Origin of the sequence: Thermoanaerobacter sp. A7A (assembly GCF_000445185.1) — a bacterium.
Lineage (GTDB): Bacteria > Bacillota > Thermoanaerobacteria > Thermoanaerobacterales > Thermoanaerobacteraceae > Thermoanaerobacter.
This window is the reverse complement of sequence record NZ_AVAF01000164.1, coordinates 16,063-29,677: the sequence shown is the minus strand read 5'-3', so window position 1 is coordinate 29,677 and position 13,615 is coordinate 16,063. Positions and strand designations below refer to the sequence as shown.

The following is a 13,615-nucleotide window of genomic DNA, read 5'->3' as shown; positions in this document are numbered from 1 at the left end:
TCTTTTTAACGGTAGACCACCGGATACTGCTACTTAAAAGTTCGCATCTCACCTCACGGGCCCATTCAATATCAGCTACAGTACTCGGCTCCCACCCTCCCGAGCTCGCTTTGACTAAACGCTGATATCTACTCTTCCCGGTCATTGGTTTTCATACATATTTATATTGTGTTATTTTAATTCTATAACGCATTAAATTATTTGTCAATATATTTTTATGCAAGTCAATACCTGCAGGCTTAAATTGACAACTGGCACTTTATCACCTCAAAACCTTTTTAAATTTGTTTAAGAGCTTGATCCAAATCCTCTATTATATCATTGTAATCCTCAAGCCCCACTGATATTCTCACCATACTTTCTGTGAAGCCGAACTTCTCAAGCTTTTCTTTTGGATACCCTCTGTGAGTCATGAGAGAGGGTACTTCCACTAATGTTTCTGTATCTCCTAAGCTTACCGCTAACTGACACAATCTTAAATTACTTATAAACTTCTCTAAATTTTTGGTTCCTCCCTCTATTTCAAAACTTATGATAGCTCCGAATCCTCTCATTTGTTTTTTCGCTATTTCATGGCCTTTAAAACTTTTAAGACCAGGATACATAACGTTTTTTACTTTAGGATACGAATTTAAAAAATTTGCTACCTCTATTGCATTTTTTTCATGTTGCCTCATTCTTAAGCCTAAAGTCTTTATGCCTCTCAATATCAACCAAGCATTGAAAGGACTCATTACCCCACCAAATTCACACATATAATCAAATTTTAAATAATGTATATACTTTTCATCTTGGGAAACTGCAACTCCTCCAAGTGCGTCACCGTGACCTCCTATATATTTAGTAGCACTATGAACAACTACATCAGCTCCCAATAGAAGAGGATTTTGAAAATAGGGGGTAGCAAAAGTATTATCAACAACAATTTTAATATCTTTTTTATGGCATGCCCTTGCAACCTCTTCAATATCTATAATTGATAAATTTGGATTAGAAGGGGTCTCAAAATACACAACTTTTGTGGAGTCATCTATACTTTTTTCTAATTCGCTTATATCTGTAAGGTCCACTATTTTATAATTTACTCCATATTTAGGCAGTATATTTGTCACTACGTTATAACTTGAACCATAAAGAGTCTTATAAACTATTACAGTATCTTTGGGTTTTAAAAGAGAAAATAAAACTGAACTAATAGCAGCCATCCCGGAAGAAAAAGCTACTGCCCCTTTGCCATATTCCAACTCCGCTAATCTGTTTTCAAATAATCTTAAGGTCGGATTATTACCTCTTGTATAAACATAGTCTTGAGATTGAAAAAACATCACCTTTTCAACATGTTCGAGGTCATCAAAAACAAAAGTAGTCGTCTGAAAAATTGGAGGATTCAAAGCATTTTCAGGGTTCTTCTTAAACTCAGTTCCATGAATTGCTTTTGTGTCAAACCGATAGTTTTTATTTACTCCCATAGTAGTTCCTCCTATAATTTAATCACATCTAATCATAATTCAATTACTGCTTTACTGCAATTACAATGCTCTTGGTCTAATTTTTCTTCTAAAAAAACTCTTATAAACGTTTTTATCACTTTTTCTTTGTTCAATTCTAAGGTATCTTTTATTTCATGTAATGTTATACTGCCCTTCATTCCTGTAGCCCAATTTGAAACTATCCCCACCGCAGCATAGCACATTCCTAATTCTTTCGCTAAAACTACTTCTGGAACATTAGTCATCCCAACTACATCGGCACCTAAATTTTTATACATTCTTATCTCTTGTGCAGTTTCAAATCGTGGACCTTCAGTGCATACATAAACTGCATCTCCTTTTATTAATAAGTCTTCTTTTTTAGCAGCTTTGTAAAATTTTGCCCTTAAATTACTGCAATAAGGGTCACTCATATCTACATGTCTTACCACTCCATCTTCCCCTTCAAAAAAGGTCAATGGTCTCGATTTAGTAAAATCTAAAAAATCTTTAAGTACTACAACATCCCCTGGCTCATAATTTTCATTAAAAGAACCAACTGCAGCTGTTGCATACACATATTTTACTCCCATTTGTTTTAATGCCATAATATTTGCCCTATAATTTACGAAATGAGGTGGAACTGCATGACCTTTCCCGTGTCGGGGCAAAAAGCCAATTTCTTCCCCTTCAATAGTCACAATATCAATTTCCACTTCTCCATATTTTGTCTCTACCAATTTTTTTGACACCTTTTGTCCTATTTCGTAAAATCCAGTACCACCAATAATCGCCTTTTCCATTTAAAATGTACCCCCTCTGTCTTTTGTATTTATATGCAAATAATCAAAATTAATCCGAGTATCCTTCACTTTAGCTTTAATATGTTTTCCCTGAAAGGAGGCCTAATTATTCCTTTTTCTGTAATTATTCCCGTTATATTTTCATGAGGAGTCACATCAAAAGCTGGATTGTACACTTCTATTCCTTCAGGTGGAATTCTTACGCCATTTATATGAGTTACCTCTTCAGGACTCCTTTCCTCTATAACTATCTCTTTCCCTGTCTCAATGTTAAAATCAATTGTGCTGGTAGGTGCTACCACATAAAAAGGAACGTGGTATATCTTTGCGATAGCAGAGAGCATAAAAGTTCCAATTTTATTGGCAGTATCCCCATTTAAAGCAATTCTATCGGCCCCTACTAATATTACATCTATTTTCCCATCTCTTATCAAAGTAGCAGCAACACTATCAGCAATTAATTTTGCAGGAATTCCTTCTTGTACTAATTCCCATGCTGTCAATTTTGCGCCTTGAAGCCTAGGCCTTGTCTCATCAGCATATACAAAAATATTTTTCCCACTGTAATGGGCTTCTCTAATAACTCCTAAAGCAGTTCCATACCCTACGGTTGCAAGGGCTCCCGTATTGCAATGGGTCAAAATAACTGCATTTTCTTTAATTATCTCATTCCCAAATTTAGCCATATTTTTGTTGGTTTCTATATCTTCGTAGTAAATATCATCTGCTTCTTTTTTTAATAGCTCATATAGGTCTTGTAGTTCTAGCTCTTTATTATTCTCAATAACTTTTTTCATTCTATTTATTGCCCACATAAGGTTTACAGCAGTAGGTCTTGATTTTGAGAGAATTTCTAAAGCTTCCTCCATTTTTTTGAAGAAACTTTCTTTTTCCTCATTAATAAATTCTTTTGCAGCCAATACCATCCCATAAGCTGCTGCAGCTCCAATTGCCGGTGCCCCCCTTACCACCATGTCTTTTATAGCAAAATTTACGTCTTTATAAGTTCTGCACTCAAAAATCTCATAACTATTGGGCAATTTTCTTTGGTCAATTAAATATAAAACTCCATCTTTAAACTCTATAGTTTTAATCTCTCCCACTTTTTTCACCTCTTTATTATTTTTTTACCTGCCCATAAGTTTTAAACTTTTCTAACATTAACCTCATTTCATCTTCCGGAAGAATAACTGGTTCTCCTATAGATTTTGACCTGTAATATAATTCTGCCACGTACTCAATTTGAATACTTATATTAAAAGCATTAGGCAAATCTTCAGCTCCTACCAAAAGTCCGTGATTGGCTAATAGCACAGCTTTTCTGTCCTTCATAGCCTCAAAAGCGTTTTCTGCCAATTCTTTTGTACCAAAAGTTGCATATTTAGCACATCTGACATTTGGTCCTGCTAAAGCCACAAGGTAATGAACTGGTGGAAGGTCCCAATGTAGACAGGAAAGAGTTGTAGAATATACTGGATGAGTGTGTATAATAGCGTTTATGTCTTGTCTGTTAGTGTAAAAAATTCTGTGCATCTCATACTCTGAAGAAGGAGTCCTATTACCTTCTATTACATTACCATTTAAGTCCATTACTACTACATCCCCAGGCTTAATTTCAAAATAATTCATTCCTGAAGGAGTTATAGCCATCAATCCTTTTTCCTTATTGTAAATGCTTAAATTCCCTCCTGTACCTCTTGTAAGATTAGAATTTATAAGTTTTTTGCCATAATCTACTATTTGTTCTCTTTCTGATTTTAATAGCACTTTTATCACCCCATTTTTAATATGTACTCTAGTGTAAATGATTTTACAACTTCTACTAAAGCCATCATATAATAATGCAAATAAAGTGTCAACTTACAAAAATTTAGGTATCCTGCCTTAGCAGAATACCTTTTCCATGTTATTTTTTCCCTATTAACTCCTTCGCCCTTTTTTCAACATTATACATTACTTTTTCCACATCTACGGTTTTTATTTCTCTATTTTCCATTATTATTTTGCCATTTATTATCACTGTATCCACATCTGATGCTTGAGCAGTATAAGCTAAAGCAGAAATTAAGTTGTGGTGTGGATAAAAATGCGGCTTGTCAATATCAATAATCACTATATCCGCTTTTTTCCCTACTTCGATGGAACCTATCTCTTTATCCCACAATAAAGCTTTAGCGCCATTGATTGTCGCCATTTTTAGAGCTTCCAAGGCCGGTACGGCAAGAGCATCGTAATTTAACGCCTTATTAATAGTGGCAGCAAAATGAATCTCTTCAAACATGTTTAGGTTATTGTTACTGGCTGGACCATCTGTTCCCAAAGCTACGTTTATTCCTTTTTTTAGCATTTGATCCACAGGAGCAAAACCACTGGCTAACTTGGCATTACTGGTAGGATTGTAAACTGGTGATACCTTCATTTCCTTTAATATTTCAGTGTCTTCATCGCTTACATGAACACAATGAGCTGCTACAGTCGGAACATCAAATACTCCTATGTCCTTTAAATGTTTCACAGGAGATTTTCCATGCTTTTGGAAACTTTCTTCTACTTCTTTTTTTGTTTCTGATACATGAATATGAATTCCTGTATTTAACTCCTTAGCCAATTCTACTACTTCCTTCAAATAAGAGGAGCTACAAGTATAAGGTGCATGAGGACCCACCATTACTTTGATTCTTCCATCCGCTTTATTATGCCAGGTATTATAAAGTTTTCGCGTATCTCTTAACTTTTCCTTATTTATTTCAGCGTCACTTTCTTCTATAATACCCCTTGTCAACACTCCTCTTATCCCTACTTCTTCTGTTGCTTTAGCTACTTCATCCATAAAAAAATACATATCGCAAAAAGTAGTAGTACCAGAATAAATCATCTCTATCATACTCAATAAAGAACCCCAGTAAACGTCTTCTGCTGAAAGTTTAGATTCAACAGGCCAGATATGTTTACTCAACCAATCAAATAACGGCACATCATCTGCATAATTCCTAAGTAAAGACATTCCCAAATGAGTATGAGCATTTATAAGACCCGGCGTTGCAATTTTTTTTGTTCCATCTATGACTCTGTCAACTTTTATATCCGGATTAATTTCTCCTATGTAAGTTATCGTGTCGCCTTCAATATAGATATTGGTGTTTTCCATAAGTGGCTGTTCTTCTTTCATAGATAGCAAAGCTACATTTTTTATAAGCAGATTCATAATATCCCTCCTAAAAATAATGTTTAAAAAGGGGAAAAATCCCCTTTTTAAACTTGTGTTTGCTGCTCAATGTGAGAAGCACATCTTGCGCAAATAGTTGGATGCTCTTTTATAGTCCCTACTGTTTCACTGTACATCCAGCAGCGTTCGCATTTTTCCCCCGGTGCATGGGTTACCACAATCTTCAAATTATAATCATCACTTTCATAAGCATTTTGAGGAGCAGGTTCTTCTGGTTGGTGAAGTACCACTTTTGAAACTATGAACACATATTCGAGGTCATTAAAGCCTTTAAAGAAATCATAAAGCTCTTGAGATGGATATATATCCACTTGTGCCTCTAAAGAGTGACCTATCTTTTTGTCAGTTCTCGCTATTTCAAGAGCTTTAGAAATATCTTTTCTTATGTCAAAAAGTTTTTCCCATTTTTCTATTATATAAGGATTATTGTATTTTTCTTGGACTTGAGGCCAATCAGCTAACTGAACACTTTCAAAATTATTTTGACTGTCGTGCTTCATATATGACCATATTTCTTCTGAAGTAAATGTAAGCACTGGTGCTATCAACCTTACAAGAGTGTCTAAAATAATGTAAAGTGTCGTTTGAGCCGCTCTTCTCTCTTTAGAAGTAGCAGGATAAGTATACAATCTGTCTTTTAAAATGTCCAGGTAAAGGCTACTCATATCTACTACACAGAAGGTATGAACCAGATGGAGAAAATCGTAATACTCATATTTATCAAAAGCCTCTGTAAGCTCTTCAACTACTCTGTTAAGCCTAAATAAAGCCCATTTATCTATCTCTAAAAGCTCTTCGTAAGGGAGCATATCCTTATCAGGGTCAAAGTCATAAAGATTGCTTAACAAGAACTTACTAGTGTTACGTATTTTTCTGTACGCTTCTGTCATCTGTTTTAAAATCTCTTGTGAAATTCTCATATCTGAAGTAAAGTCAGCAGAAACAGTCCAAAGCCTCAAAATATCTGCTCCATATTCTTTAATTACATCAGCTGGGTCAATACCATTCCCTAAAGATTTTGACATTTTCCTTCCTTCACCGTCTACAACAAACCCGTGGGTCAATACGTTTCTATAAGGTGCTTTTCCACGTGTTGCCACAGATGTCAAAAGGGAAGACTGGAACCATCCTCTGTGTTGGTCTGAACCTTCTAAATAAAGCTCTGCAGGCCACTTTAGGTCAGGATGAGTTTGCAACACAGCTGCATGGCTGGAGCCTGAATCAAACCACACATCCATTATATCTGTCTCTTTCCTAAACTTCGTAGAACCGCATTCGCAAGTAATCCCTTTTGGCAATATCTCTTCAGCTGACATTTCAAACCATGCATCTGAACCCTTTTGCCTGAAGATCTTTTTAACTGCATTTATTGTATCATCATTTATAAGCGGTTTCCCACACTTTTCACAGTAGAATATAGGAATTGGCACACCCCATACCCTTTGCCTTGAAATACACCAGTCTCGTCTATCTCTTACCATGTTAGTTATGCGCTCTTCGCCCCATGAAGGATACCAATTAACTTCTTTAATAGCTTTTAGTGCCTCTTCTCTAAATCCTTCCACAGAAGCAAACCACTGTTCTGTCGCCCTAAATATTATTGGACTTTTACATCTCCAACAGTGAGGATATGAGTGGGTAATACGGGTTTCTGCCACTAATGCATTAGCTTTTTTCAAGTCTTCCTTTATGACCTTGTTAGCCTCTTCATAATACAGACCAGCATATCCTGGCGCTTTATCTGTAAAATATCCCTTATCATCTATTGGATTTAAAACCTCAAGCCCATACTCTTGCCCAACTAAAAAGTCTTCTTCGCCATGGCCGGGAGCAGTATGAACACATCCAGTACCAGCTTCTAAAGTTACATGCTCACCCAAGATTATTAAAGAATCTCTGTCATATAAAGGATGGGTAGCCTTCATGCCCTCCAAATCTTTTCCTTTAAATACAGCAACTATTTCATAATCTGAAAGGTTAGCTTCTTTCTTTACAGTATCTAACATGTCTTTTGCCATTATATATACTTCGTCTCCAAACTTTGCAAGCGCATAATCAAACTCTGGATTTAAAGCAATTGCAAGGTTAGCCGGAATAGTCCATGTAGTAGTTGTCCATATTACAAAATACACATTATTAAGATTCTCAACAATTCCCTTGAATTTCCCTAAATCATCTTTAACTCTAAATTTTACATAAATAGAATCAGAGGTTTCATCAAAGTATTCAATTTCTGCTTCTGCCAAAGCAGTCTCACAGCTGGGGCACCAATATACAGGCTTTAGACCTTTATAGATATAGCCTTTCTTAGCCATTTCACCAAATACTTCTATCTGTTTAGCTTCATACTCCGGATTCAAGGTAAGATAAGGATTATCCCAATCTCCCCTTACTCCCAATCTTTTGAATTGAGCTTTTTGCTTTTCAATCTGAGAAAAAGCAAAATCCCTACACACTTTTCTAAATTCTGTAGGACTTACTTCATGCCTTTTTATACCTAAAGTTTTTATAGCTTGCTGTTCAATAGGAAGACCGTGTGTATCCCATCCTGGCACATAAGGAGCATCATAACCCCTCATTGTTTTGTATTTCACTATAATGTCTTTTAATACCTTATTCATAGCAGTTCCAATGTGTATATCTCCATTAGCATAAGGCGGCCCATCGTGTAAAATATATTTTTCCTTGCCTTTATTTTTTTCCAATGTTTTATGATAAATATCCATTTCTTCCCATCTTTTTAATATCTCTGGCTCTCGTGTTGGCAAATTAGCCTTCATAGGAAAATCTGTCCTCGGCAAATTAAGTGTCTTGTTGTAATCCACTGAACATTACCTCCTCTTCAAATATTATCTTTCAAACTAAAAATAAAACTTCTCGTCAGGGACGAGAAGTTCGCGGTACCACCCTACTTATTAAGACAAAGAAAAACTTTGCCTTAATCTCTCATTTAAGATAACGGGAAGCCCGGCACAGCTTACTGTAGTTCAGCCTGCAGCTCCGAGGTGATTTTCAGTAGAAACGAACTTATTGGCTCGCACCTACCGCCAACTCTCTGGAAGTTGCTTCTACTTACTCGTCCTCATCATAGCTTTTAACAATATTTTTTACACAATTATATAATACCACAAGTTTTTCGTCAATAGTATACATATCTATGCAGTCAGAGCAGATTTCACTTTTACCCCATGAAGACTTCCAAGTTTACCAGTAAGAGCCCCTATTTCATCCGTTGTACCATCAACTATTAAAGCGATAACCGATACTCCCCTATCTTTATAGGGTATACCCATTCTTCCTACAATAATGTGGCCGTACTCACTCAATATGTGATTTACCCTATCCGCCACATTTTCTCTATTTTGAATCAATATTCCAACAACCCCTAATCTATTCTGCATCCTTCTCCTCTTCCTCATCTGGAATCAATTCTTTCTCATCTATGGAAAGGATCGCTTCTAATTGTGCTTCTAACAGAGCTTTAAACTTAGCTTTAAAAACATTGAGCTGTTTGCGATACCTTTCTAATTCCATTCTTATCCTTACAACTTCTTGGTTTGCTTTTTCCAATATTTTTTCTGCATTTTGTTGAGCATTTTGTATTATAAGCTGTGCTTCTTTTTCTGCATTTCTCTTTAACTCTTCGGCAGTATTTTGAGCGACAATTAGAGTATTATTTAAAGTAGTTTCCATGTTGATATAACTTTGGAGCTTTTCATTCATTATGTTAATTCTATCTTTTAACTCTGCATTCTCTTTGTATAATAACTCATAATCTTCCATAATTTTATCCAAAAACTCATCAACTTCTTCTTCATTATAACCCCTAAAAGACCGCCTAAATTCTTTGTTGTGTATATCCATAGGTGTCAGCATAATATTACCTCCTTTTCTTTTGTAACATTATATAAACCTTAGAATATGTACAGAAACGCGACCTTTTTTTGTATTACCTCTCACTTCTTCTAATCTAATTCTTCCAAAACCACGTAAAGAAATTACATCTCCCTCTTTTACTTCTGAAGAAGGGTCTTCTGTATACTCCCAATTTATTTGAAGAAGACCGGACTTTATAAGTTCTGAAGCCTTCGTCCTTGATATACCAAAACCTGCAGCTGCCACACTGTCAACCCGTAGTGAGGCTACGGTAGAAAAAATGTCCTTATATTTTATTTCAGGTTCTATCACATCTTTCAAGTCAATTGAATTAACTCTTACCTTCTCTTTCCCGACTTTAAAAAGGTTCATAAGTACATAACTTTCCACATCTTTATGTAACAATATGTCACATTTATCCTCTTTTACAATTATATCGCCTATTTTTTGTCTTTTTATCCCTAACCCTAAAAGTGAACCCAACACATCTCTATGAGATAGCTTAGAAAAATTGCCTTCAATTCTTACAGCGCAAATAGGGGTATCTTCCGGCTGTAAAAAATCGGGGTAAATAATTGCTATCTTTCTTTCTGCTAAAGGATATCCTCCATCTAGATTATAGTTTATATCTTGCTGTCGATACTTTAATATAGTTTTTTCAAAAATTTTTTGTTCAGAGAGGCTTAAAAAGTCTGTATATTTTACTCTTTTAGATTTTAAAACGCCTTTAATTATGTCTTCAAATCGGGATACAGTAAATTCCTTGTCCATCATATATACCTCATCAGTAATAATACTAATTTAAAAACTAAAGGACGAACTAAATACTGAATCACCAAAATCGCCAAAACTGGCGAAAAATCTATCATTAAATTTCTTCCAATAGAAGACCTAAATTGTAATGCCCTAAAAGGCTCAAGTATTGGTTCTGTCGTTACGATCACAAAGCGAGAAAGTGGATTTGACATATTCTCCATTCGTAGCAAAGATAAAATAACCCTTATCAATATAAGCCAATTTATAACTTCAAAAAAATAATCTAATGCTGTTAAAATTGCAAAATTTACAGGCAAAATCATTTCCTCCTTATCAATTTAGATTGTATAAAGAATTTACTTCATCTTTTATATCCCCTGTAATATCAAAATTCTCAGGCGCAACTAAAAATATATAGCCAGATATCTTCTTTATCTCTCCATTAAGAGCATAGGCTGCACCGCTTAAAAAATCCACTACTCTTTGAGCTTCATTTTTGTCCATCTTTTGTAAATCTACAATCACCGGTTTTTTATTTTTCAATTCATTACATATATTCATCACTTGTTCAAACTTTTCTGGCTTTAAAATCAAAACTTTTACTTGGGGCTGTGTATGAATATTGACAATTTTAGGCTTTCTATCGTAAGGTATGACAGGTTGTAAAGAGTCTACTTCTTCTTTCTCTTCTTCTGGCTCATCGATACCAAAGAAACTCATTAATTTATCAATCATTTTTGAAGACATTAATTATCCCTCCACATTATATTGTCTTTGCCCAAAAATAGAAGTGCCAATTCTAACAATATTCGCCCCTTCTTCAACTGCTACCCAATAGTCATTGGACATACCCATTGACAAAAATTCTACTTGTACATTATGTTGCTTAATTTCTTTTAGCTCTTCAAATAATTCTTTCATCTTTCTAAAATAGGGCCTTACCTCTTCTGGTGGAAGGTAAGGAGCTATTGCCATAAGCCCTCTAATTCTTATATTATCATATTTTTCCATTTCTTTAACAAAATTATGCATTTCTTCAGGAGGAATTCCGTATTTACTTTCCTCTCCACCAATATTGATTTCCACCAAACAATCTATTATGAGACTCTTTTGTTTAGCCCTTTTGTCTATTTCTTCTGCCAGTTTAATACTATCTAAAGAATGTATCAACTTAACTTTGTCAATAATGTATTTCACTTTGTTTGTCTGTAAATGTCCTATAAAGTGAAATTTTACCTCATTTTTTAAATAAGGATATTTTTCATTTAACTCTTGAACCTTATTCTCACCTATGTCAGTTATGCCACAAGCAATAGCCTCTTTTATAGTCTCTACACCGAAAGTTTTAGTAGCTGCCACAATTAATATTTCCTCTGGATTTCTGTTTACCCTTAACGCATGCTCTTTTATGTTTTCCTTTATCTTTCTTATATTTTCACATATAGTCGTATTTATCCCCCCTTATTTGCTCAAGTAATCCTCTCCATTTACCGCTATTTCGTCATATATTTTTAATCCAGATGTTTTATCAACGCTTTCTACAATTGCATATTTGCCATCTGTAGCCTTTATTACTACTTCTTTAAAAGTAGGAACTTTGCCATTTTTTATTACAAAAACTCCTTCTTTTCCTTCTTTTTGCACAATAGAAGAAAGAGGTATTTTAAGTCCATTGAACTCTTTAACTTTAACTTTTACATTTATTTTAGAAGTTTTATAAAAGTTGGGATATTCATCTATCATCTCAATTATTCCTATATATAATTTATCGTCACCTTTGTAGGTTTTTATAACTTTTCCCCGCAATTCACCACTATAATTATCAATCAAAATTTTCACATTACTACCTTCTTTTAATAAGTCCTGTTGTTTTTCATTTAAAACCAACGCTAAATACCACTCCAAATTATCCACTATTTTTACAAAAGGGTAATCTCCTTTTACTTCTGTACTAATTTCTTTGGATTGAAAGTTTAAATTTTCAAGTTGTGTCGGATTTAAATTGAACATATTTCTTTCATTTAGAATACTTTCACTGCCATCAAAATAGTAACTTACAATTCCTGACTCTGGTGAATTTATAGTAATCGCATTTTTTTCTACATACTTTTCTAAATACTCTTTTTGCTCTTTTAAGTTTTCAATTCTTTGAAGTATTATTGGCCCTTTACTTAAAATTTCTTCTTTTTTGGCTTTTAAGTCTTCAATCCTTTTTTGTATTTTATCTGCATCAGGGCTATTTTGCTGTATCGCATTTTGATAATTTTGCTCTTCTGTCTTTATCATGTTGTCTAATTTTTGAACATCTGAATAAAAAGGTATATTAGTATCCTGATTTTTTAGTTCTCTGTTTATCTCATCTAATTGATGTAGTTTCTCCTCATCAAAATCGGCAGAATAAACTTGCACAATAGGAGTACCTTTGGAAACTTTTTCTCCACTTGGTACAAGTTTTTTTATTTTACCATCAAAAGGAGCATTTATCATCATTTCATTCTTTATAACATATCCTTGGGCATTAAAGGCTATTAAAATACTTCCATAAATCACTACTGTAGTTTTATTTTTGTTTGCAAAAGTCGTTATCCCTACTTTACTTATGTAAACTATCACCAATAATATAACTATAATTTTAGCTAACCTTTTCACATCTCTCACCTATCAATATATTCTATATAAATGCCGATTTTCCTTCTACAAATTTATGCATATATTCATTTTATCACAGTTTTCAATATTTTTATAGAGAAAAAGGAGATGGTGAATTGCCATCCCCTTATTAATTCTATCAGTTCTAATCTCGCAGTAAAATGTCTTAATATTGAAGGCTCAAGCGCATCTTTTTGGCCAGACATTGTAAAACTATCACCATAAGAGAAAATTTTATTTATGTGCTACAACTTCTATTTCTATAAGCGCACCCTTAGGAAGACTTTTTACTTCAACTAAGGAACGGGCAGGTGGATTGTCTTTAAAATACCTTCCATAAATCTCATTAATTTTTGCAAAATCCCCCATGTTAGTGACAAATACAGTTGTCTTTATAACATTGTTAAGGTCCATCCCCGCAGCTTTTAAAATCGCTTTTATGTTTTCTAAAACCCTTTCCGTCTGCGCTTCAATACCTCCTTCTACAAATTCTCCTGTAGCAGGATCAATTGCTATTTGCCCTGACGTGTACAAAAAGCCGTCTACCATTATAGCTTGAGAATATGGCCCAATAGCTTTTGGAGCAGCATCGGTGTTTATTATGGTTTTCATTTATCCCATCCTTTCAGTAAAAGTGTTATACAATATTTTAAAAATCAGGTACGTAAATATTATATCATTAATATTTGCGGCTTTTCAATATTTTTTAATAATCATAATTTTTTTGCACTCTTTTGTTCTCAAAAATTTTAATACTAAACCCACTGAAAAATAACGTAATATTGAAATAAAAAGAGAAAAATCTCATTTTCCTTGTGTTTTTTAATGTTTTAGAC

The 13,615-nt window shown here is 34.2% G+C and carries 14 protein-coding genes and 2 other annotated features (1 of these 16 cut by a window edge); all 14 genes read right to left on the bottom strand.

All coding sequences use genetic code 11. The annotated features are described in order from the left end of the window. Positions 1-154, bottom strand: a binding site (T-box leader) (it extends 145 nt beyond the left edge of the window). 124 nt (positions 155-278) lie between these two features. The 14 genes from M663_RS0113060 to M663_RS0112990 all read right to left on the bottom strand — a co-directional run bounded on the left by M663_RS0113060 (position 279) and on the right by M663_RS0112990 (position 13,391). Beyond that, the gene (locus M663_RS0113060; protein ID WP_029689234.1) at positions 279-1,469 is read right to left on the bottom strand and encodes a PLP-dependent aspartate aminotransferase family protein; all 1,191 of its coding nucleotides are present in this window, start codon (positions 1,467-1,469) and stop codon (positions 279-281) included. Between the two features lie 32 nt (positions 1,470-1,501). Beyond that, the gene (locus tag M663_RS0113055) at positions 1,502-2,272 is read right to left on the bottom strand and encodes an S-methyl-5'-thioinosine phosphorylase (protein ID WP_029689233.1); all 771 of its coding nucleotides are present in this window, start codon (positions 2,270-2,272) and stop codon (positions 1,502-1,504) included. A 65-nt stretch (positions 2,273-2,337) separates the two neighbouring features. Next, positions 2,338-3,375, bottom strand: coding sequence for an S-methyl-5-thioribose-1-phosphate isomerase (mtnA, locus tag M663_RS0113050; protein WP_029689232.1), 1,038 nt, complete (start codon positions 3,373-3,375; stop codon positions 2,338-2,340). A gap of 16 nt (positions 3,376-3,391) precedes the next feature. Next, positions 3,392-4,039, bottom strand: a complete 648-nt coding sequence (locus tag M663_RS0113045; protein WP_029689231.1) for an L-fuculose-phosphate aldolase — start codon at positions 4,037-4,039, stop codon at positions 3,392-3,394. A 139-nt stretch (positions 4,040-4,178) separates the two neighbouring features. Next, a complete protein-coding gene (locus tag M663_RS0113040; RefSeq protein WP_029689230.1) occupies positions 4,179-5,477 on the bottom strand; it encodes an amidohydrolase in 1,299 nt (432 codons plus the stop codon). A 47-nt stretch (positions 5,478-5,524) separates the two neighbouring features. Continuing rightward, positions 5,525-8,323: an isoleucine--tRNA ligase gene (gene ileS, locus M663_RS0113035; RefSeq protein ID WP_009052491.1), complete on the bottom strand. Its 2,799-nt coding sequence runs from the start codon at positions 8,321-8,323 to the stop codon at positions 5,525-5,527. Between the two features lie 54 nt (positions 8,324-8,377). Next, positions 8,378-8,596, bottom strand: a binding site (T-box leader). A 57-nt stretch (positions 8,597-8,653) separates the two neighbouring features. Continuing rightward, positions 8,654-8,899, bottom strand: coding sequence for a TM1266 family iron-only hydrogenase system putative regulator (locus M663_RS0113030; protein ID WP_029689229.1), 246 nt, complete (start codon positions 8,897-8,899; stop codon positions 8,654-8,656). Beyond that, positions 8,889-9,374, bottom strand: coding sequence for a DivIVA domain-containing protein (locus M663_RS0113025; RefSeq protein ID WP_029689228.1), 486 nt, complete (start codon positions 9,372-9,374; stop codon positions 8,889-8,891). The genes M663_RS0113030 and M663_RS0113025 overlap by 11 nt, the downstream gene beginning before the upstream one ends. A gap of 27 nt (positions 9,375-9,401) precedes the next feature. Further along, positions 9,402-10,148: a YlmH/Sll1252 family protein gene (locus tag M663_RS0113020; RefSeq protein WP_003867668.1), complete on the bottom strand. Its 747-nt coding sequence runs from the start codon at positions 10,146-10,148 to the stop codon at positions 9,402-9,404. After that, positions 10,145-10,447, bottom strand: coding sequence for a YggT family protein (locus tag M663_RS0113015; RefSeq protein ID WP_003867667.1), 303 nt, complete (start codon positions 10,445-10,447; stop codon positions 10,145-10,147). The genes M663_RS0113020 and M663_RS0113015 overlap by 4 nt, the downstream gene beginning before the upstream one ends. A 16-nt stretch (positions 10,448-10,463) precedes the next feature. After that, on the bottom strand, positions 10,464-10,877 hold the full coding sequence (gene sepF, locus M663_RS0113010) for a cell division protein SepF (protein WP_003867666.1): 414 nt from the start codon (positions 10,875-10,877) through the stop codon (positions 10,464-10,466). 3 nt (positions 10,878-10,880) lie between these two features. Next, positions 10,881-11,585 (bottom strand): YggS family pyridoxal phosphate-dependent enzyme, encoded by a 705-nt coding sequence (locus M663_RS0113005; protein ID WP_172632707.1) that lies wholly within the window; start codon positions 11,583-11,585, stop codon positions 10,881-10,883. Positions 11,586-11,591: 6 nt separating this feature from the next. Then, positions 11,592-12,779: an HlyD family efflux transporter periplasmic adaptor subunit gene (locus M663_RS0113000; protein WP_029689227.1), complete on the bottom strand. Its 1,188-nt coding sequence runs from the start codon at positions 12,777-12,779 to the stop codon at positions 11,592-11,594. A 234-nt stretch (positions 12,780-13,013) separates the two neighbouring features. After that, entirely contained in the window at positions 13,014-13,391 is a 378-nt protein-coding gene (locus tag M663_RS0112990; protein WP_029689226.1) for a RidA family protein, read from the bottom strand. Positions 13,392-13,615 lie beyond the last annotated feature (224 nt).